Source organism: Pseudomonas sp. B21-031, assembly GCF_024748985.1.
Lineage (GTDB): Bacteria > Pseudomonadota > Gammaproteobacteria > Pseudomonadales > Pseudomonadaceae > Aquipseudomonas > Aquipseudomonas kermanshahensis.
Genome location: NZ_CP087181.1, coordinates 4846891 through 4864253, shown reverse-complemented (window position 1 = coordinate 4864253; position 17363 = coordinate 4846891). Strand labels below are relative to the sequence as shown.

Below are 17363 nucleotides of genomic sequence, written 5' to 3'. Positions count from 1 at the left end.
CGCTCCCACAGGGATCCACGCAATCCTCTGTGGGAGCGGGTTTACCCGCGAAGAGGCCGGATCTATGAGACACAAGGCTAATGGCCAGCCGCGCAGCGGAACGAGTGTGTTACTAGGTATGTCTAGACTTACCTAGGACCCTCCAGGAGTAAAACCTCATGACCTCAACCTATTACACCGGCGAAGAACGCAGCAAGCGTATCTTCGCGATCGTCGGTGCCTCTTCAGGCAACCTGGTGGAATGGTTCGACTTCTACGTCTACGCCTTCTGCGCGATCTACTTCGCCCCGGCCTTCTTCCCCTCCGACGACCCCACTGTGCAGTTGCTCAACACCGCGGGTGTGTTCGCAGCGGGCTTCCTGATGCGCCCCATTGGTGGCTGGATCTTTGGCCGCCTGGCCGACCGCCATGGCCGCAAGAATTCCCTGATGATCTCGGTGCTGATGATGTGCGCCGGGTCCTTGATGATTGCCTGCCTGCCGACCTACGGCAGCATTGGTACCTGGGCGCCGGCGCTGCTGTTGCTCGCCCGCTTGATCCAAGGCCTGTCGGTAGGTGGCGAGTACGGCACCACGGCGACCTACATGAGTGAAGTGGCACTGCGCGGCCAGCGCGGTTTCTTCGCCTCGTTCCAATACGTGACCCTGATCGGCGGCCAGTTGCTGGCGGTGCTGGTGGTGGTCATCCTGCAGCAGTTGCTGACCGAAGACGAACTGCGTGCCTGGGGCTGGCGTATTCCGTTCGTGGTCGGCGCCGTGGCCGCGCTGATCTCGCTGATGCTGCGTCGCTCGCTGCACGAAACCAGCAACGCCGAAACCCGCAATGACAAAGACGCCGGCTCAATCAGCGGCTTGTTCCGCAATCACGCCGCGGCGTTCATCACCGTGCTGGGGTACACCGCCGGTGGTTCGCTGATTTTTTATACCTTCACCACCTACATGCAGAAGTACCTGGTCAACACGGCCGGGATGAACGCCAAGAGCGCCAGCTATGTGATGACGGGGGCGCTGTTCCTGTTCATGATCCTGCAGCCGTTCTTCGGCATGCTGTCCGACCGTATCGGCCGGCGTAACTCGATGCTGCTGTTCGGCGCCTTGGGCACGCTGTTCACCGTGCCCCTGTTGATGGCGCTGAAGACCGTGACCAGCCCGTTCCTGGCGTTCGTGCTGATCAGCCTGGCCTTGTGTATCGTCAGTTTCTACACCTCGATCAGCGGCCTGGTAAAAGCGGAGATGTTCCCGCCGCAGGTGCGCGCACTGGGTGTGGGCCTTGCGTATGCGGTGGCCAATGCCATGTTCGGCGGGTCTGCTGAATACGTGGCCTTGGGCCTGAAGACCCTGGGCATGGAAAACACCTTCTACTGGTACGTGACGGCCATGATGGCGGTGGCCTTCTTGTTCAGCCTGCGCCTGCCGAAGCAGGCGGCGTACCTGCACCATGACGATTAAGGACCTGCAATGACGTACCGTGCGGACAACCAGCTGTTCGATGCCTACTTCACCGCGCCGGCCATGCGCGAGATTTTCTCCGACCGTGGCCGCCTGCAGGGCATGCTCGATTTCGAAGCCGCCTTGGCCCGCGCCGAAGCGGCTGCTGGGCTGGTGCCGCACAGTGCGGTGGCGGCCATCGAGGCGGCCTGCAAGGCTGAGCGTTACGACGCTGGCGCCCTGGCCGATGCCATCGCCAGTGCCGGCAACTCGGCGATCCCGTTGGTGAAGGCGCTGGGCAAGGTGATCGCCAGCGGCGTGCCTGAGGCCGAGCGCTATGTGCACTTGGGTGCCACCAGCCAGGACGCCATGGATACCGGGCTGGTGCTGCAACTGCGCGATGCCCTCGACCTGATCGAGGCAGACCTCACCCAGCTGTCCGAAACGCTGTCGCGCCAGGCCTTGCAACATGCAGACACCCCGATGGTGGGGCGTACCTGGCTGCAACACGCCACGCCGGTCACCTTGGGCATGAAGCTGGCCGGTGTGCTGGGCGCGCTGACCCGTCATCGCCAGCGGCTTCAGGAGCTGCGCCCGCGTCTGCTGTGCCTGCAGTTCGGTGGTGCGTCCGGCAGCCTGGCTGCGTTGGGCAGCAAAGCCATGCCAGTGGCCGAGGGCCTGGCCGAGCAGCTCAAGCTGCACTTGCCCGAGCAACCCTGGCACACCCAACGCGACCGGCTGGTGGAGTTCGCTTCGGTGCTGGGCCTGATTGCCGGTAGCCTCGGCAAGTTTGGCCGCGATGTCAGCCTGCTGATGCAGACCGAGGCGGGCGAGGTGTTCGAGCCTTCCGCGCCAGGTAAAGGTGGTTCGTCGACCATGCCGCACAAACGCAACCCAGTGGGTGCCGCCGTGCTGATCGGTGCCGCTACCCGCGTGCCGGGCCTGTTGTCGACCTTGTTTGCCGCCATGCCTCAAGAACATGAACGCAGCCTTGGCCTGTGGCATGCCGAGTGGGAAACCCTGCCGGATATCTGCTGCCTGGTTTCCGGCGCCCTGCGCCAGGCCCAGGTGATTGCCGAAGGCATGCAGGTCGATGCCGAACGTATGCGCCGCAACCTCGACCTGACCCAGGGGCTGGTGCTGGCCGAGGCGGTCAGCATCGTCCTGGCCCAGCGCCTGGGCCGTGACCGTGCTCATCATTTGCTCGAGCAGTGCTGCCAGCGCGCCGTCGCCGAACAGCGCCACCTGCGTGCTGTGCTGGGTGACGAGCCGCAGGTCAGTGCCGAATTGTCGGCAGAAGAACTCGATCGCTTGCTCGACCCTGCCCATTACCTTGGCCAAGCTCGCGTCTGGGTGGCGCGCGCCGTGGCCGAACATCAACGTTTCACTGCCTGAAGGAGACTGCTGTGGCGCATTTGCAACTGGCCGATGGCGTACTGAACTATCAAATCGATGGCCCGGCCGATGCTCCGGTGCTGGTCTTGTCCAACTCCCTCGGCACCGACCTGGGCATGTGGGACACGCAGATCCCCGTGTGGAGCGAGCACTTCCGTGTGCTGCGCTATGACACCCGCGGCCACGGCGACTCGCTGGTGACCGCCGGCCCTTACAGCATCGAGCAACTGGGCCGCGACGTCGTGGCCTTGCTCGACGCCCTGGACATCAACAAGGCGCACTTTGTCGGCCTGTCGATGGGCGGCCTGATCGGCCAGTGGCTGGGCATCAACGCCGGCGAACGCCTGGCCAGCCTCACCCTGTGCAACACCGCCGCCAAGATTGGCAGCGATGAGGTCTGGAACCCGCGTATCGACACCGTGCTCAAAGGCGGCCAACAGGCCATGGTCGCGCTGCGCGACGCGTCCATCGCGCGCTGGTTCACCCCGGCCTTCGCCCAGGCGCAGCCCGAGCAGGCCCAGCGTATCTGCCAGATGCTCGCGCAAACCCAGCCTGAGGGCTATGCGGCCAACTGCGCTGCGGTACGCGATGCCGACTACCGCGAGCAGGTTCAGCGTATCCAAGTGCCGACGCTGATCGTTGCCGGTACTGAAGACGTGGTGACCACGCCGGAACATGGCCGCTTCATGCAGGCGGCTATCAAGGGTGCCGAGTATGTCGACTTCCCGGCGGCGCACCTGTCCAACGTCGAGATTGGCGAGCGCTTCAGCCGCCGTGTACTCGACTTCCTGCTGGCCCACTGAGGACAACGCCATGGATGAGAAACAACGCTACGACGCGGGCATGCAAGTGCGCCGCGCGGTGCTGGGCGATGCCCACGTGGACCGCAGCCTGGAGAAGCTCAACGATTTCAATGGCGAGTTCCAGGAAATGATCACTCGCCATGCCTGGGGTGATATCTGGACCCGCCCCGGCCTGCCGCGCCATACCCGCAGCCTGATCACCATCGCCATGCTGATCGGCATGAACCGCAACGACGAGCTCAAGCTGCACCTGCGCGCCGCTGCCAACAACGGCGTGACCCGTGACGAGATCAAGGAAGTGCTGATGCAGAGCGCGATCTATTGCGGCATTCCGGCGGCCAATGCCACCTTCCACCTGGCGGAGTCGGTGTGGGATGAGCTGGGGGTCGAGTCGCGCCAGCCGTGACCTTCGCTGTTTTCACTGGCCCTATCGCCGGCTTGCCGTCGATGGGGCCAGTGGCGGCAACTGTTGTCACACCGCCGCGTTTTTCTTCCTGATGGCGACCGGCCCGGCGTTGGCTTCCACGGCCCGCTTCAGCGCCGGGTACAACCCCAGCATGAATGCAGCTTCGGCCACCACGAACAGCGGCCCGATGATCAGCCCGCTGATGTCGTCGACGAACGCCGGCTTGCGGCCCTCGTAGTAGTGGCCGACGAACTGGATGATCCAGCCCAGCACAAATGCCCCCAGCCCAGCCCCCAGCCACAGCCCGGTGCTTTGCACCGCCAGTACCTGGCCAACCCACAGGCACAGCCCCAGCAGCAGGCCCATGACCAGCCCGAAGCGCAGGTCCAGGCGCAGGTAGAACCACACCGAGGCGGCGGCCGCCAGCAGGGCAGGTGACAGCCAGATGCCTGCAATGTCCCAGCCTGGGCGCGACAGCAGGATGGTCACGGCCAGCACGATCAGTGGAATACCGACGAAATGGGTAGCGATGTTGCGCGGGTCGCGGTGGTAATTGGCGTACTGGCTCAGGTGCTCTTCGAGGTTTTTCATTGTTGTGCCTCCCTGGTTTGCCTGATCGGGTTTTACTGCCTGTGCCCGCGAAGAGGCCAGCAAAGGCAACCTATATTGCTCAGGATAGTCTGCAGCCCACCAGCATCATCACTTCAGCGAATGGCAGCACTCCGCAGGGGCGCATCCAGCCCCACCAGCGTCTCGATCATCGCCCGCGCCGCCGGTGACAATCGGTAGCCGCTGCGGCTGACCACGCCGCAGCGTACGCTGAGCACCTCCAGTGCGGGCGGCAGGTTGCGCCAGTGCAGGCGCACCAGGCGGCCGGCCGCCAGGTCTTCGGCAACGGCTTCTTCGCTGGCGGTACCGATTGCATTACTGGCCTGCACGACACTGCGCAGCACCGCCAAGTGCTCGGTCTGCAGGTGCGGGGTGAAGTCGCTGCGCCCGCTCAGGTTGGCCAGGCGCTTGCGCACACCGGGCGCGAGCAGGGCGCTGGCCAGCGGGAAGGTGAACAGGTCGTTGGTCGACAAGCTGTCCTTGGCCAGCAACGGGTGGCCGGGGCGGCAAAAGAACAGGCCGGGGCGTGGCGTAAGCGGTTCGGTATGGAAGTTGGGGTCAGCCTCGAACGGGCGGATGTCGTCGACGAAAAATTCAATCTGCTCACGGCGCAGTGCCTGGCCGAGGCGCTCGGCATTGTCCACCAGCAGCGAGGTACGAATACCCGGGTGGCTGTCGATGAAGTGGCGCAAGGCATCGGGGACCAGGCGAACAGCCAGGGCTGGGCCGCTGCCGAAGTGCAACTCGCCAGCGTCGAGCTTGGTCATCTGCAGCACTTCGTTGCTCAACTGCGCGGCACCTTGCACGAGGCGCCGTGCGTGCTGCAGCACCACCAAGCCTTCGGGAGTGGGTGGCAGTGCCTTGCTGGCGCGGTCTACCAGGGCGCAGCCGAAGGTCTGCTCCAGGCCCTGGATGGCGCGGCTGAATGCAGGTTGGGTGATGCCCATGGCTTCAGCGGCGCGGACAAAACTGCGGTATTCGTTGAGGGCGATGAAGTAGCGCAGTTGACGGAGGTCCATGTCGCGGCTCTGGGGCGGGGATCAGGGCTCGATTTAAGCTGTTACAGCTTATGTCGTCAACGAAGGTTTGTTTAGGTTGTTATGCGATAAAGTTATTTATGCGTCAAGTCATTCGGCCTCTTCGCGGGTAAACCCGCTCCCACAGGGTCCGCGTAGTTCTTAAAACCGGCGCGGACCTGTGGGAGCGGGTTTACCCGCGAAGAGGCCTGTGAAATTACAGCAGATTCAACGGGTAGCTCACGATCAAACGGTTCTCATCAAACGCGTTGGTGCTGAAGTCCCGGCGCATGGTCGAGTTGCGCCACTTCAATGAAAGGTCCTTGAAGCTGCCCGACTGCACCACATAAGCCAGTTCCGTTTCCCGCGCCCACTCCTTGCCGTCGTCAACGCCACCTGCAGTCACGTTGTCACCCTTGATGTAGCGGTTCATCAAGGTCAGCCCCGGTACCCCGACTGTGGCGAAGTTGAAGTCATGGCGCACCTGCCAGGAGCGTTCCTTGGCGTTGTCGAAGCTTGAGTTGTAGCTGTCGTTGGCCAAGGTACCGCCGCTGGTGCCGTTGACGCGCATCCAGGCGTCATCGCCGCTGACCTTTTGCAGGCCGACGTAGAAGGTATGGCCCTGGTAGCGAGCCGAGAGCAGCGCCGAGGCGGTGCGGTTGTCCAGGTCGCCGGCGCGCTCGGCACCGTCTTCCTTGCCGGTGAAATAACCGAGGTTGGCGCCCAGGGTCCAGTCGCCCAGTGGCTGGCTGTGGACCAGGTTGAGGTACTGCTGGCGGTAGATGTCCTTGAGCTGGGCATCCCACAGGGCAATCGTCGTGCGCTTGTCGTTGAAGGTGTATTCACCGCCGCCGAAGTTGAAGCGGTCGGATGTGAAAGCACCGCGGCCATTGAGCGACATGTCTTCCATGCTGGCGTCGTTGCGCGGGCTGTTGGCGCGGAACTGGCCGGCGTACAGAGTCAGGCCGTCGATTTCCTTGGAGGTCAGCTGGCCGCCGCGGAAGGTTTGTGGCAGCGAGCGACCATCGTCGGAGCGCAGGATCGGCAGCACCGGCATCCATTCGCCGACCTTCAATTCGGTCTGCGAGAGCTTGGCTTTCAAGGCCACGCCCAGGCGGCCGAAATCATCGGCGGGGCGGCCATCGTCGTGCACCGGCAGCAGGTGGGTGTTGGTGGTGCCTTTACCGCCATCGAGCTTGACCGAGTACAGGCCCAGTACGTCCATGCCGAAACCGACGGTGCCCTGGGTAAAGCCGGAGCGGGCGTCGAGGATGAAGCTTTGGGTCCATTCTTCGGCCTTGGCCTGCGGGTGAGCCGGGTCGACGAAATTGCGGTTGATGTAGAAGTTGCGCAGGTTGAGGGTGGCCTTGCCGTCCTCGATGAAACCACCGTCGGCGGCAAACACGGGGAGGGTGCAGGACATGGCCAACAGGCCTGGCAGCAGCTGGCGTGCGGGGTACGAAATGCTCATCTGTCGTGGATCTCTTGTTTTTATTGGCGAGCCGTTGCATTGCAGGATGCGGCCTGCAAGCACGGGTCTTTTGATGAACGTGGGCAACGTTGCGTGAGCGGATGGTGCGGGGTAGGGAAGGGGCGAGGCAATTCGTCGCAGACGGTATGGGGCGATAATCGAACGGAATGTTCCAGTTGGTTAATTGTTTTTATGTACTGGCCTCTTCGCGGGCAAGCCCGCGAAAGGGCCGGCGCTGGCAACCGAAAACAAAAAGCCCACCGCGAAGGTGGGCTTGATGCTGTTACCGGATCATTCACCCTTTCGGTGTTTCCACCGAAGCTTGCTGATTGGCCTGACCGGTCTTCTCGTACCAGCCACCGCCGAGCGCCTTGTACAGGTTGACCTCGCTGGTCAGCTGCGACAGGCGATCACCGATCAGTGCCTGCTGGGCGCTGAACAGGTTGCGTTGGGCGTCGAGGAAGGTCAGGTTGCTGTCGATACCGATACGGTAGCGACGCTCCGCCAGGCGGTAGTAATCCTGGTTGGCCTGCACCAGGTCACGTTGTGCCTGCAACTGCTCTTCGAAGGTCTTGCGCGCCGCCAGGCCATCGGAGACTTCCTGGAAGGCGGTCTGGATGGTTTTTTCGTACTTGGCGACGTTGATGTCCTTCTGGATCTTCGAGTAGTCCAGGCTGGCCTTCAGGCTGCCGGCGTTGAAGATCGGCAGGTTGATCTGCGGCTGGAACAGCCAGGTACCCGACCCCCCCTTGAACAGGCCGCCCATGTCCGGGCTCAGGGTGCCGGCATTGGCGGTCAGGCTGATGCTCGGGAAGAACGCTGCGCGGGCCGCGCCGATGTTGGCGTTGGCGGCCTTGAGCAGGTGCTCGGCTTCCTGGATGTCTGGGCGACGCTGGAGGATGTCCGACGGCAGGCCGGCCGGTACTTCGGCCAACTGGTCGGCATTGAGCTCCAGTGGCGTAGGCAGGTCGGCCGGTACGCCGGTACCCAGCAGCACGGTCAGGCTGTTGAGGTCCTGTGCCACCAGGCGTTGGTACTGCGAGTACTTGACCCGCGCGCCTTCCACGGCGGTGCGTGCCTGGCTGAGGTCGAGGGCAGAGGCCACCCCGACTTCATTGCTGCGACGGGTCAGGTTGTAGCTTTCCTGGTAAGTCTTCAGCGTCTCTTCGGTCAGCTTGAACAGCGCTTGGTCGGCCTGCCAGGTGTAGTAGGCGTTGGCCACGCTGGCCACCAGGGCGATCTGCGTGGAGCGTCGCGCCTGCTCGCTGGACAGGTAGGTTTCCAGGGCCTGCTCGCTCAGGCTGCGCACCCGGCCGAACAGGTCCAGCTCATAGGCGCTGACGCCGAGCGTGGCAGAGTACTGGCTGGTGATATCGGCTTGGCCAGTTTGCGACATGTCTGCCGGTACCCGCTGGCGGCTGCCGCTGCCGGTGGCCGAAACCGCCGGGAACAGGTCGGCCCGCTGGATGCGGTACTGCGCACGGTAGGCGTCGATGTTCAACGCCGCGACACGCAGGTCGCGGTTGTTGACCAGCGAGGTCTGGATCAGCTGCTGCAGGGCCGGGTCGTGGAAGAACTGGCGCCAGCCCTGTTCGGCGGCGGCAACGTCTGCCGCTTCGGTCGGCGAGTACGCAGGGCCTTGCGGCCACTGCGCTGCCACCGGCGCTTCCGGGGTCTGGTAGTCAGGGATCAGCGAGCAGCCGCTAAGAATCAAAGCGGTTACCGCCAGGGACAACAAAGACTTGGTCATTGCCCAGCCTCATAACGTGGAGTTTCAGGGGTGACGTCTTTTTCCGGCTGTTTGCTGCCGAACAGCGACGACACTGCGACGAAGAATAGCGGTACCCAGAAGATTGCCAACACGGTGGCGCTGATCATGCCGCCGATCACGCCGGTGCCGATGGCGTGCTGGCTGCCGGCGCCCGCACCGCTGGCGATGGTCAACGGTACCACGCCAAGGATGAACGCCAGCGAGGTCATGATGATCGGGCGCAGGCGCATACGGCACGCCTCGATCGCGGCGTCGTACAGGCTGCGGCCCTGCTCGTGCAGTTCTTTGGCGAACTCGACGATCAGGATCGCGTTCTTCGCCGCCAGGCCGATGGTGGTCAACAGGCCGACCAGGAAGTACACGTCGTTGGACAACCCGCGCAGGCTAGTGGCGATCAGTGCACCGATGATCCCCAGCGGTACGACCAGCACGACGGCGATCGGGATCGACCAGCTTTCGTACAGCGCTGCCAGGCACAGGAACACGAACAGGACCGAGAGGGCGAACAGTGCCGGCATCTGTGAGCCGGAGAGTTTTTCCTCGTAGGACATGCCGGTCCATGAGAAGCCGATACCGCTTGGCAGTTCGCCGGCGATACGCTCGACTTCGGCCATGGCTTCACCGGTACTGTAGCCAGGCGCTGGCGCACCGAGGATTTCCATCGCCTCGACGCCGTTGTAGCGGGACAGCTTCGGCGAACCGTAGGTCCATTCACCTTTGGCGAAGGAGGAGAACGGCACCATCTCGCCTTTGCCGTTGCGCACGTACCACTTCTGCAGGTCTTCAGGGCTCATCCGGGCGTTCGGTTCGCCTTGGATGTAGACCTTCTTGACCCGGCCACGGTCGATGAAGTCGTTGACGTAGCTGGCACCCAGGGCAATCGACAGGGTGTTGTTGATGTCGGCAATGGTCACGCCCAAGGCGCTGGCACGTTCGTCATCGATGGTCAGCTGGTACTGCGGCTCATCGTTCAGGCCGTTCGGGCGCACGGCACTGAGTACCTTGCTCTGCGCGGCTTTTGCCAGGAACTGATTGCGTGCTTCCATGAGTTTGGCATGGCCGACACCGCCGCGGTCCTGAAGGAACACGTCGAAGCCGGTGGCGTTACCCAGTTCGAGTACGGCAGGCGGGGCGAAGGCGAACACCATCGCATCGCGGAAGGTGAAGAAGTGCTGCTGGGCACGCTGGGCCAGGGCGAACACGCTGTTCTCCTTGGAACGCTCACCCCACGGTTTGAGCATGATGAAGGCCATGCCCGAGCTTTGACCGCGGCCGGCGAAGTTGAAACCGTTGACGGTAAATACCGAGGCCACGGTGTCAGACTCTTCCTTCAGCAGGTACTCACGCATCTGGTCGACCACCGCCTGGGTGCGCTCGGCACTGGAGCCTGCCGGGGTCTGCACCTGGGCAAACAGTACGCCTTGGTCTTCTTCAGGCAGGAACGCCGTCGGGATGCGTGCGAACAGCCAGATCATGCCGACCACGATCAGCGCGTAGGCCAGCAGGAACGGCACCTTGTTGCGCAGGATGGTGCCGACGCTGCGCTCGTAGCCGTTTACGCTGCGGTCGAAGTTGCGGTTGAACCAGCCGAAGAACCCACCTTTGGCCACATGGTGCTCGCCTTTTTTCAGCGGCTTGAGCATGGTGGCGCACAGTGCCGGGGTGAAGATCAGCGCCACCAGCACCGACAGGCCCATGGCCGAGACGATGGTGATGGAGAACTGCCGGTAGATCACACCGGTGGAGCCGCCGAAGAAGGCCATTGGCAGCAGTACCGCCGACAGCACCAGGGCGATACCCACCAGAGCACCCTGGATCTGCTCCATGGAGCGTTTAGTCGCCTCCTTGGGCGGCAGCCCCTCTTCGGACATCACCCGCTCGACGTTTTCCACCACGACGATGGCGTCGTCCACCAGCAAGCCGATGGCCAGGACCATGGCGAACATGGTCAGGGTGTTGATGCTGAAGCCCGCGGCGGCAAGGATGCCGAAAGTACCCAGCAACACCACCGGTACGGTCATGGTAGTGATGATGGTGGCGCGGAAGTTCTGCAGGAACAGGTACATCACCAGGAACACCAGGACCACAGCTTCGATCAGGGTGTGGATTACCCCGCTGATCGATTCGGTGACCACCGGCGTGGTGTCATACGGGAACACGGCCTTCACGCCAGGCGGGAAGAACGGCTCGAGGTCGCTGATGGTCTGGCGCAGGGCCTTGGCGGTGTCCAGGGCGTTGGCACCGGTGGCTAGCTTGACCGCCAGGCCCGACGCCGGCTTGCCGTTGAACTGGGCGCTGACGGCGTAGTTCTCGCCACCCAGGCCTACGTCGGCGACATCGCCCAGGCGTACCTGGGAACCGTCGCTGTTGACCTTGAGCAGAATCTTCTCGAACTGCTCGGCGGTTTGCAGGCGGGTCTTGCCGATGATGGTGGCGTTAAGCTGGGTACCCGGCAAGGCCGGCAGGCCGCCGAGTTGGCCGGAGGACACCTGCACGTTCTGCGCGGCAACTGCAGTCTTGACGTCGACCGGGGTCAGCTGGAACTTGTTCAGCTTGGCCGGATCGAGCCAGATACGCATGGCGTACTGTGCACCGAACACCTGGAAGTCACCCACACCAGCAGTCCGCGAAATCGGGTCCTGCATGTTCGAGACGATGTAGTTGGCCAAGTCGTCCTTGGTCATGCTGCCGTCTTCGGACACCAGGCCGATCACCAGCAGGAAGTTTTTAACCGCCTTGGTGACGCGGATACCTTGTTGCTGCACTTCTTGCGGCAACAGCGGCGTAGCCAGGTTCAGCTTGTTCTGAACCTGAACCTGCGCGGTGTCGGCGTTGGTGCCTTGCTCGAAGGTAGCGGTGATGGTCATGCTGCCGTCGGAGTTACTTTCCGAAGACACATAACGCAGGTTGTCGATACCGTTGAGCTGCTGCTCGATGACCTGCACCACGGTGTCCTGCACCGTCTGCGCCGAGGCGCCCGGGTAGGTCACGGCGATGGCGATGGCCGGCGGCGCGATGCTCGGGTACTGGTTGATCGGCAACTTCAGGATCGACAGTGCCCCGACCAGCATGATCACCAAGGCGATCACCCAGGCGAAGATCGGGCGATCGATAAAGAACTTCGACATGGTTTACTCCGCTTTGGCGTCTGCTTTCGCCGCGTTGGCCTGATCAGGGCTGGCCGGCTTGTTGACGTTGGTGGCTTCGCTGACCTTGACCTCGACGCCGGGGCGCACGTATTGCAGGCCTTCGGTGATCAGGCGGTCGCCTGGGTTCAAGCCTTCCTCGATCAGCCAGTCGCTGCCCAGGGTGCGGCTGGCCTTGAGCTGGCGCAGTTCGACCTTGTTTTCCTGGTTGACCACCAGTGCGGTCGGCGCGCCTTTGAGATCGCGGGTCACGCCCTGCTGTGGCGCCAGGATGGCGTTGGCGTTGACCCCGGCGCGTAGGCGGGCATGCACGAACATGCCAGGCAGCAGGGTGTGGTCGGGGTTCGGGAAGATCGCGCGCAGGGTCACCGAGCCGGTGGTCTCGTCGACCGCGACTTCGGAGAACTCCAGGCGACCCTGCTGCTTGAACAGGCTGCCGTCTTCGAGCACCAGTTGCACCGAGGCGGCGTTGTCACCGGCCTTTTGCAGCTGGCCGCTTTCCAGGTCACGGCGCAGCTTGAGCAGCTCGGCGGTGGACTGGGTGACGTCGACGTAGACCGGGTCGAGTTGCTGGATGGTCGCCATGGCGTTGGTCTGGCCATTGCTCACCAGTGCACCCTCGGTGAACGTGGAACGGCCGATGCGGCCGCTGATCGGTGCCAGGACCTTGGTGTAGCGCAGGTCGATCTGGGCGCTCTTCAGTGCTGCCTCGGCCTGCAATCGTTTGGCATTGGCGTCGTCGTATTCCTGCTTGGAGACGGCTTGTTCATCGATCAGCTGCTTGTACCGCTCGGCCAGCGAGCGGGTCGCCTGCAGGTTGGCCTGGGCATTGGCCAGGTTGGCTTCATAGACGGCAGGGTCGATCTGGTAGAGCTGCTGGCCTTCCTTGACGTCGCTGCCTTCTTTGAAGAGGCGCTTGAGGATGATGCCATTGACCTGTGGGCGCACTTCGGCGACGCGATAGGACGTGGTACGCCCCGGCAATTCCGAGGTCAGGGTGAAGGCTTGTGGTTGGAGGGTCACGACGCCGACCTGAGGAGCCTGCGCGGCAGGCGCTGCTTCTTCTTTCTTGCAGCCACTGAGCAGTGTTGCCAGGGCGACGGCGGAAACCAGAGCGGTAACGGCTGGCTTGAATTGCATGAGGATCCTCGGGGCGCTGGAGCAGGAGACGCTCAAGAGTAATGGAAGAGTCTGGTCAGAAAAATGCTATCGGGTGGATAAATAGCTTGCTAAGGAATATACTTACATTCATGGTTGTTTGTAAATACCGCTGGGTAGTACTTGGCTACTGCCGCAGCCCTTGATTAGCCCATCCGGGAGGCGCCCTGCAGAGGCGACCCCGGCGGTTTCCCCGTGTGCGCCGCGCGCTCGGGCCCAGATGAGGTTGTACTGCCATGGTCCGTAGAACCAAAGAAGAAGCCCAGGAAACCCGCGCCCAGATTATCGAGGCGGCGGAAAAGGCCTTCTACAAGCGCGGGGTTGCGCGAACCACCTTGGCTGACATCGCCGAATTGGCGGGCGTGACCCGAGGTGCGATCTACTGGCACTTCAATAACAAAGCTGAACTGGTGCAGGCGTTGCTCGACAGCCTGCACGAAACCCATGACCACCTTGCGCGTGCGAGCGAAAGCGAGGATGAGCTGGACCCGCTTGGTTGCATGCGCAAGCTGCTGTTGCAGGTGTTCAACGAGCTGGTGCTCGATGCCCGAACCCGGCGTATCAATGAGATTCTGCATCACAAGTGCGAGTTCACCGATGACATGTGTGAAATTCGCCAGCAGCGCCAGAGCACGGTGCTGGATTGCCACAAGGGCATTACCCTGGCGCTTGCCAATGCAGTGCGCCGGGGCCAGTTGCCTGCCGAGCTGGATGCCGAGCGCGCGGCGGTGGCCATGTTTGCCTATGTCGATGGCCTGATCGGGCGCTGGTTACTGCTGCCAGACAGTTTCGATCTGCTGCGTGACGTCGAAAAATGGGTCGACACTGGGCTGGATATGCTGCGCTTGAGCCCGGCTCTGCGCAAATGACTCTTTGTTAAGGATTGTGAGGGAGTGTTTCCTCATTGTATTAACGGGGGATTAAAAGGTTCTTCACGTGATGGTGGGAACGTGTAGTTGCCAGGCGCTTGTCTTGGATTTTGAGGGGGGGCGCAAATCGAGCGCCGCCCGCGCGGCGCTTCGCAGCACAAGGCTGCTCCTACATCTGTTTCGGGCCAGTAACGCCTGTCCCAGCGCGCGCGACCGCCTTGTTTGTTCCACACGATATTGAGCTAGGCGCCAAAGGGCCGCGCGCCTGTGTCTCAGGATTGATTGGCCCGAAACAAATGTAGGAGCAGCCTTGTGCTGCGAAGCGCCGCGCGGGCGGCGCTCGATCTCAAGGGTGCAGAAGATCCAGCGACAAGCGCCCCCAGCAGGCTCAACGCCCACGCAATTGCCGGTCCGGCAACGCCAACGCCACCACCAGCCCCAGCAGTGCGATCACGCCACTGCCCATCAGCAAATGCCTGAACGTCTCCAGCAACCGCGCTTGGGTCTGCGGGTCTGCCTCGCCAGCCTTCAGGCTCCCCAGCAATGGATTGCCCAGCAACGCGAACCCCCCTTGGTGCAGCAACGCCAGCAGTAGGCTGGACATGCACGCCACACCCATGGCTCCCCCGAGTGAGCGGAACAGGTTGGTGGTACTGGTAGCCACGCCGATGTCCTTGATGTCCACGGCGCTCTGCGTGCCCACCAGCGAAGTCGGAAACTGCAGCCCGCAGGCAATGCCGGTCAGCAGCATGAACACGGCACTGAGCAGGGCCGACTGCGGCGGTGTGATCGCCATGGCGAAGATGGCCACCGGCATCAACAGTGCACCGGCGAGAATTTGCGGCTTGTAGCGCCCGGTGAGGCTGGTCATGCGGCCCCCGGTAAAGGCCCCCATCGGCAGGCCCATCGCCAGTGGCAGCAAGTGCAATGCCGCGCTATCGGCGCCTGCCCCGGTGATGCCTTGGTAGCGCAAGGGCATCAGCATGGTCAGGGAAATCGACTGGAAACTGGCGAAAAAGATCACGCCCCAGCACAGCACCGCGACGCGGTTGCCGAACAGGCCGAGGGGTAGCAGGGGCTCCTGGCAGCGCCGCTCGTGGGCAATGAACAGCATCAGGCCAAGCACCGCGCAGGCGAACAGCGCCAGCACCGGCGGCGCTGTCCAGGCGTGCCCTTGGCCGACCAGGGTAATGCCCAGCAGCAGGCTGCCCAGGCCAAGAATCAGTAGCACCGCGCCCAGGTAGTCCACCTGGGCCTCGCGACGCTTTACCGGCATGTCGCCGAGCGCCCGGTGGATCGCCCACAACGCGACCAGCCCCAACGGCAGGTTGATCCAGAACACCCAGCGCCACGACAGGTACTCGGTCAGCCAGCCACCGAGCACCGGCCCGGCGACGCTGGCCACGGCGTACATACTGCTGAAGTAGCCCTGGTAACGCCCGCGTTCGCGGGGCGGCACGAAGTCCCCGATGATCGCCTGGCTGACCGACACCATTCCGCCCGCGCCAACCCCCTGCAGCACGCGCGCCAGCACCAGTTGCTGCATGTCCTGGGCCAGGGCGCAGGCAATCGACGCCAGGGTGAACAGCGAGATGCCGGTCAGGATCATCCGCCGCCGGCCATACAGGTCGCCCAGCTTGCCGTAGATCGGCACTGCCACGGTCATCGCCACCATGTAGCCAGAGATCACCCAGGCGAGCAGGCCGACATCGTTGAACTGGGCCGAGATGGCCGGCAGCGAGACGGCGACGATGGTCTGGTCCAGCGCACCGAGGAAGATGGCCAGCATCAGGGCGGTGAGCACGTTGCGCAGCACGGTCGGGGGCAGGGCGGCAGTCACGGGGTTACCTTGGCAATGGGCTTGAGGCCGATGAATTGTAACCTGACTTAGGTAGCTTCCTATGTACTATCTGCATCCCCTATGCAAGATCGGCATTGGCGCATTCATCCAGTGAGGCATGGCTGCGTGATATCGTGGCTAGACCGCAGGGGCTGTAATCCGTGGCCTGCACCAGCTTGGTGCAGCTATTTGCCGCAGGGTTTTCGTGCCGCTGTATCCCACACCTTTTATTCCTCTGCCTGCATGTCGAGCATGACCGCCCAGATGGCGACGGTTGGAACAGGTCAGGTAGACCCGATTCAGGGGTCGGTAGCAACCGTTCAATTTCACGTTATTGCGGAGTGATCATGCCCAGGGCTTCCCACCAAGATTTGCGTTTTGCCTTCCGCGAGCTGCTCGCTTCAGGTTCCTGCTACCACACCGCGTCGGTGTTCGACCCGATGTCGGCGCGCATTGCCGCCGACCTGGGCTTTGAAGTCGGCATTCTTGGCGGTTCGGTGGCTTCGCTGCAGGTACTGGCTGCGCCGGATTTTGCCCTGATCACCTTGAGCGAGTTCGTCGAGCAGGCCACGCGCATTGGCCGTGTGGCGCAACTGCCGGTGCTCGCCGATGCCGACCACGGCTACGGTAACGCGCTGAATGTCATGCGCACGGTCATTGAGCTGGAGCGTGCCGGTGTGGCGGCGCTGACCATCGAAGATACCCTGCTGCCGGCCCAGTTCGGGCGCAAGTCCACCGACTTGATTCCGGTTGAGGAAGGCGTCGGCAAGATTCGCGCTGCGCTTGAAGCACGGGTCGATTCGTCGCTGTCGATCATCGCCCGCACCAACGCCGGTGTACTGACCACCGAAGAAATCATCGTGCGTACCCAGAGCTACCAGAAGGCCGGGGCCGACGGTATCTGCATGGTGGGGGTGAAGGATTTCGAGCAGCTCGAGCAAATCGCCGAGCACTTGACCGTGCCCTTGATGCTGGTGACCTACGCCAACCCCAACCTGCGCGATGACGAGCGCCTGGCGCGCCTGGGCGTGCGCATCGTGGTCGATGGCCACGCCGCGTATTTCGCTGCCATAAAGGCCACTTATGACTGCCTGCGCCTGCAGCGCGGCCAGCAGAACAAGTCCGAGAACCTCAGCGCCACCGAACTCTCGCACACCTACACCCAACCCGAGGATTACATCCGCTGGGCCAAGGAGTACATGAGCGTCGAGGAGTGACTGGCAGGGCGCCGTCAGCTCAACGCACGGCGCTCAAGGTTGCGCTTTGTGGCACGCAGTGTTCGTGCTGACAATGGGCGGCCGAGCTGGGTTGGTTGCGTAGCAGCTCGACCCGCCAGCAGGCCGACCCGTACAGCCCGGCAATGGCAAACAGTGCCATGACCAGCGCGAACCTTCTTGTTTTGATGCCCATGGTGCTCACCTCCTGTTACAACGCCAGGTGATACCTCTAAGC

14 protein-coding genes are annotated in these 17363 nt (G+C 63.0%); 6 read left to right on the top strand and 8 right to left on the bottom strand.

Annotated features, from left to right (window positions below; translation table 11 throughout):
* The first annotated feature begins 158 nt into the window (after positions 1 to 158).
* The 4 genes from LOY53_RS21665 to pcaC are packed head-to-tail and all read left to right on the top strand — an operon-like array spanning position 159 to position 4031.
* A complete protein-coding gene (locus tag LOY53_RS21665) occupies positions 159 to 1448 on the top strand; it encodes an MFS family transporter (RefSeq protein WP_027594089.1) in 1290 nt (429 codons plus the stop codon).
* 9 nt (positions 1449 to 1457) lie between these two features.
* A complete protein-coding gene (locus LOY53_RS21660) occupies positions 1458 to 2822 on the top strand; it encodes a 3-carboxy-cis,cis-muconate cycloisomerase (RefSeq protein WP_099455201.1) in 1365 nt (454 codons plus the stop codon).
* Between the two features lie 11 nt (positions 2823 to 2833).
* The gene (gene pcaD / locus LOY53_RS21655) at positions 2834 to 3625 is read left to right on the top strand and encodes a 3-oxoadipate enol-lactonase (protein ID WP_085273603.1); all 792 of its coding nucleotides are present in this window, start codon (positions 2834 to 2836) and stop codon (positions 3623 to 3625) included.
* A gap of 10 nt (positions 3626 to 3635) precedes the next feature.
* The gene (gene pcaC, locus LOY53_RS21650) at positions 3636 to 4031 is read left to right on the top strand and encodes a 4-carboxymuconolactone decarboxylase (protein ID WP_008097270.1); all 396 of its coding nucleotides are present in this window, start codon (positions 3636 to 3638) and stop codon (positions 4029 to 4031) included.
* 66 nt (positions 4032 to 4097) lie between these two features.
* Here pcaC and LOY53_RS21645 read toward each other — a convergent pair whose 3' ends face one another.
* The 6 genes from LOY53_RS21645 to ttgA form a co-directional block, all read right to left on the bottom strand.
* Positions 4098 to 4622, bottom strand: coding sequence for a DUF962 domain-containing protein (locus tag LOY53_RS21645; protein WP_258703276.1), 525 nt, complete (start codon positions 4620 to 4622; stop codon positions 4098 to 4100).
* A 113-nt stretch (positions 4623 to 4735) separates the two neighbouring features.
* Positions 4736 to 5659, bottom strand: a complete 924-nt coding sequence (locus LOY53_RS21640; RefSeq protein ID WP_252825713.1) for a LysR family transcriptional regulator — start codon at positions 5657 to 5659, stop codon at positions 4736 to 4738.
* Positions 5660 to 5873: 214 nt separating this feature from the next.
* The gene (locus LOY53_RS21635) at positions 5874 to 7127 is read right to left on the bottom strand and encodes an OprD family porin (protein ID WP_027594095.1); all 1254 of its coding nucleotides are present in this window, start codon (positions 7125 to 7127) and stop codon (positions 5874 to 5876) included.
* 295 nt (positions 7128 to 7422) lie between these two features.
* Positions 7423 to 8877 (bottom strand): AdeC/AdeK/OprM family multidrug efflux complex outer membrane factor, encoded by a 1455-nt coding sequence (locus tag LOY53_RS21630; protein ID WP_252825712.1) that lies wholly within the window; start codon positions 8875 to 8877, stop codon positions 7423 to 7425.
* Positions 8874 to 12026, bottom strand: coding sequence for a multidrug efflux RND transporter permease subunit TtgB (ttgB, locus tag LOY53_RS21625; protein ID WP_252825710.1), 3153 nt, complete (start codon positions 12024 to 12026; stop codon positions 8874 to 8876). The genes LOY53_RS21630 and ttgB overlap by 4 nt, the downstream gene beginning before the upstream one ends.
* A 3-nt stretch (positions 12027 to 12029) precedes the next feature.
* On the bottom strand, positions 12030 to 13184 hold the full coding sequence (gene ttgA / locus LOY53_RS21620; protein ID WP_027594098.1) for a toluene efflux RND transporter periplasmic adaptor subunit TtgA: 1155 nt from the start codon (positions 13182 to 13184) through the stop codon (positions 12030 to 12032).
* 254 nt (positions 13185 to 13438) lie between these two features.
* Here ttgA and ttgR point away from each other — a divergent pair, with 254 nt between their 5' ends.
* Complete coding sequence (gene ttgR / locus LOY53_RS21615) at positions 13439 to 14071, top strand: efflux transport transcriptional regulator TtgR (RefSeq protein ID WP_027594099.1); 633 nt, start codon at positions 13439 to 13441, stop codon at positions 14069 to 14071.
* A 388-nt stretch (positions 14072 to 14459) separates the two neighbouring features.
* On the opposite strand, the gene LOY53_RS21610 is transcribed toward ttgR, so the two are convergent.
* On the bottom strand, positions 14460 to 15911 hold the full coding sequence (locus LOY53_RS21610) for an MDR family MFS transporter (RefSeq protein WP_258703275.1): 1452 nt from the start codon (positions 15909 to 15911) through the stop codon (positions 14460 to 14462).
* A 347-nt stretch (positions 15912 to 16258) separates the two neighbouring features.
* On the opposite strand from LOY53_RS21610, the gene LOY53_RS21605 reads away from it, so the two are divergent.
* Positions 16259 to 17128, top strand: a complete 870-nt coding sequence (locus LOY53_RS21605; RefSeq protein WP_027594101.1) for an oxaloacetate decarboxylase — start codon at positions 16259 to 16261, stop codon at positions 17126 to 17128.
* 19 nt (positions 17129 to 17147) lie between these two features.
* Here LOY53_RS21605 and LOY53_RS21600 read toward each other — a convergent pair whose 3' ends face one another.
* Positions 17148 to 17321: a hypothetical protein gene (locus LOY53_RS21600; RefSeq protein WP_172960383.1), complete on the bottom strand. Its 174-nt coding sequence runs from the start codon at positions 17319 to 17321 to the stop codon at positions 17148 to 17150.
* Positions 17322 to 17363 lie beyond the last annotated feature (42 nt).

Bases quoted from the DNA above. Each gene is read 5' to 3' on its own strand.
- ttgB (WP_252825710.1), bottom strand. From the start codon at position 12,026: ATGTCGAAGTTCTTTATCGATCGCCCGATCTTCGCCTGGGTGATCGCC.
- ttgR (WP_027594099.1), top strand. From the start codon at position 13,439: ATGGTCCGTAGAACCAAAGAAGAAGCCCAGGAAACCCGCGCCCAGATT.
- LOY53_RS21660 (WP_099455201.1), top strand. From the start codon at position 1,458: ATGACGTACCGTGCGGACAACCAGCTGTTCGATGCCTACTTCACCGCG.
- LOY53_RS21635 (WP_027594095.1), bottom strand. From the start codon at position 7,127: ATGAGCATTTCGTACCCCGCACGCCAGCTGCTGCCAGGCCTGTTGGCC.
- LOY53_RS21645 (WP_258703276.1), bottom strand. From the start codon at position 4,622: ATGAAAAACCTCGAAGAGCACCTGAGCCAGTACGCCAATTACCACCGC.
- LOY53_RS21630 (WP_252825712.1), bottom strand. From the start codon at position 8,877: ATGACCAAGTCTTTGTTGTCCCTGGCGGTAACCGCTTTGATTCTTAGC.
- ttgA (WP_027594098.1), bottom strand. From the start codon at position 13,184: ATGCAATTCAAGCCAGCCGTTACCGCTCTGGTTTCCGCCGTCGCCCTG.
- LOY53_RS21600 (WP_172960383.1), bottom strand. From the start codon at position 17,321: ATGGGCATCAAAACAAGAAGGTTCGCGCTGGTCATGGCACTGTTTGCC.
- LOY53_RS21640 (WP_252825713.1), bottom strand. From the start codon at position 5,659: ATGGACCTCCGTCAACTGCGCTACTTCATCGCCCTCAACGAATACCGC.
- pcaC (WP_008097270.1), top strand. From the start codon at position 3,636: ATGGATGAGAAACAACGCTACGACGCGGGCATGCAAGTGCGCCGCGCG.
- LOY53_RS21665 (WP_027594089.1), top strand. From the start codon at position 159: ATGACCTCAACCTATTACACCGGCGAAGAACGCAGCAAGCGTATCTTC.
- LOY53_RS21605 (WP_027594101.1), top strand. From the start codon at position 16,259: ATGCCCAGGGCTTCCCACCAAGATTTGCGTTTTGCCTTCCGCGAGCTG.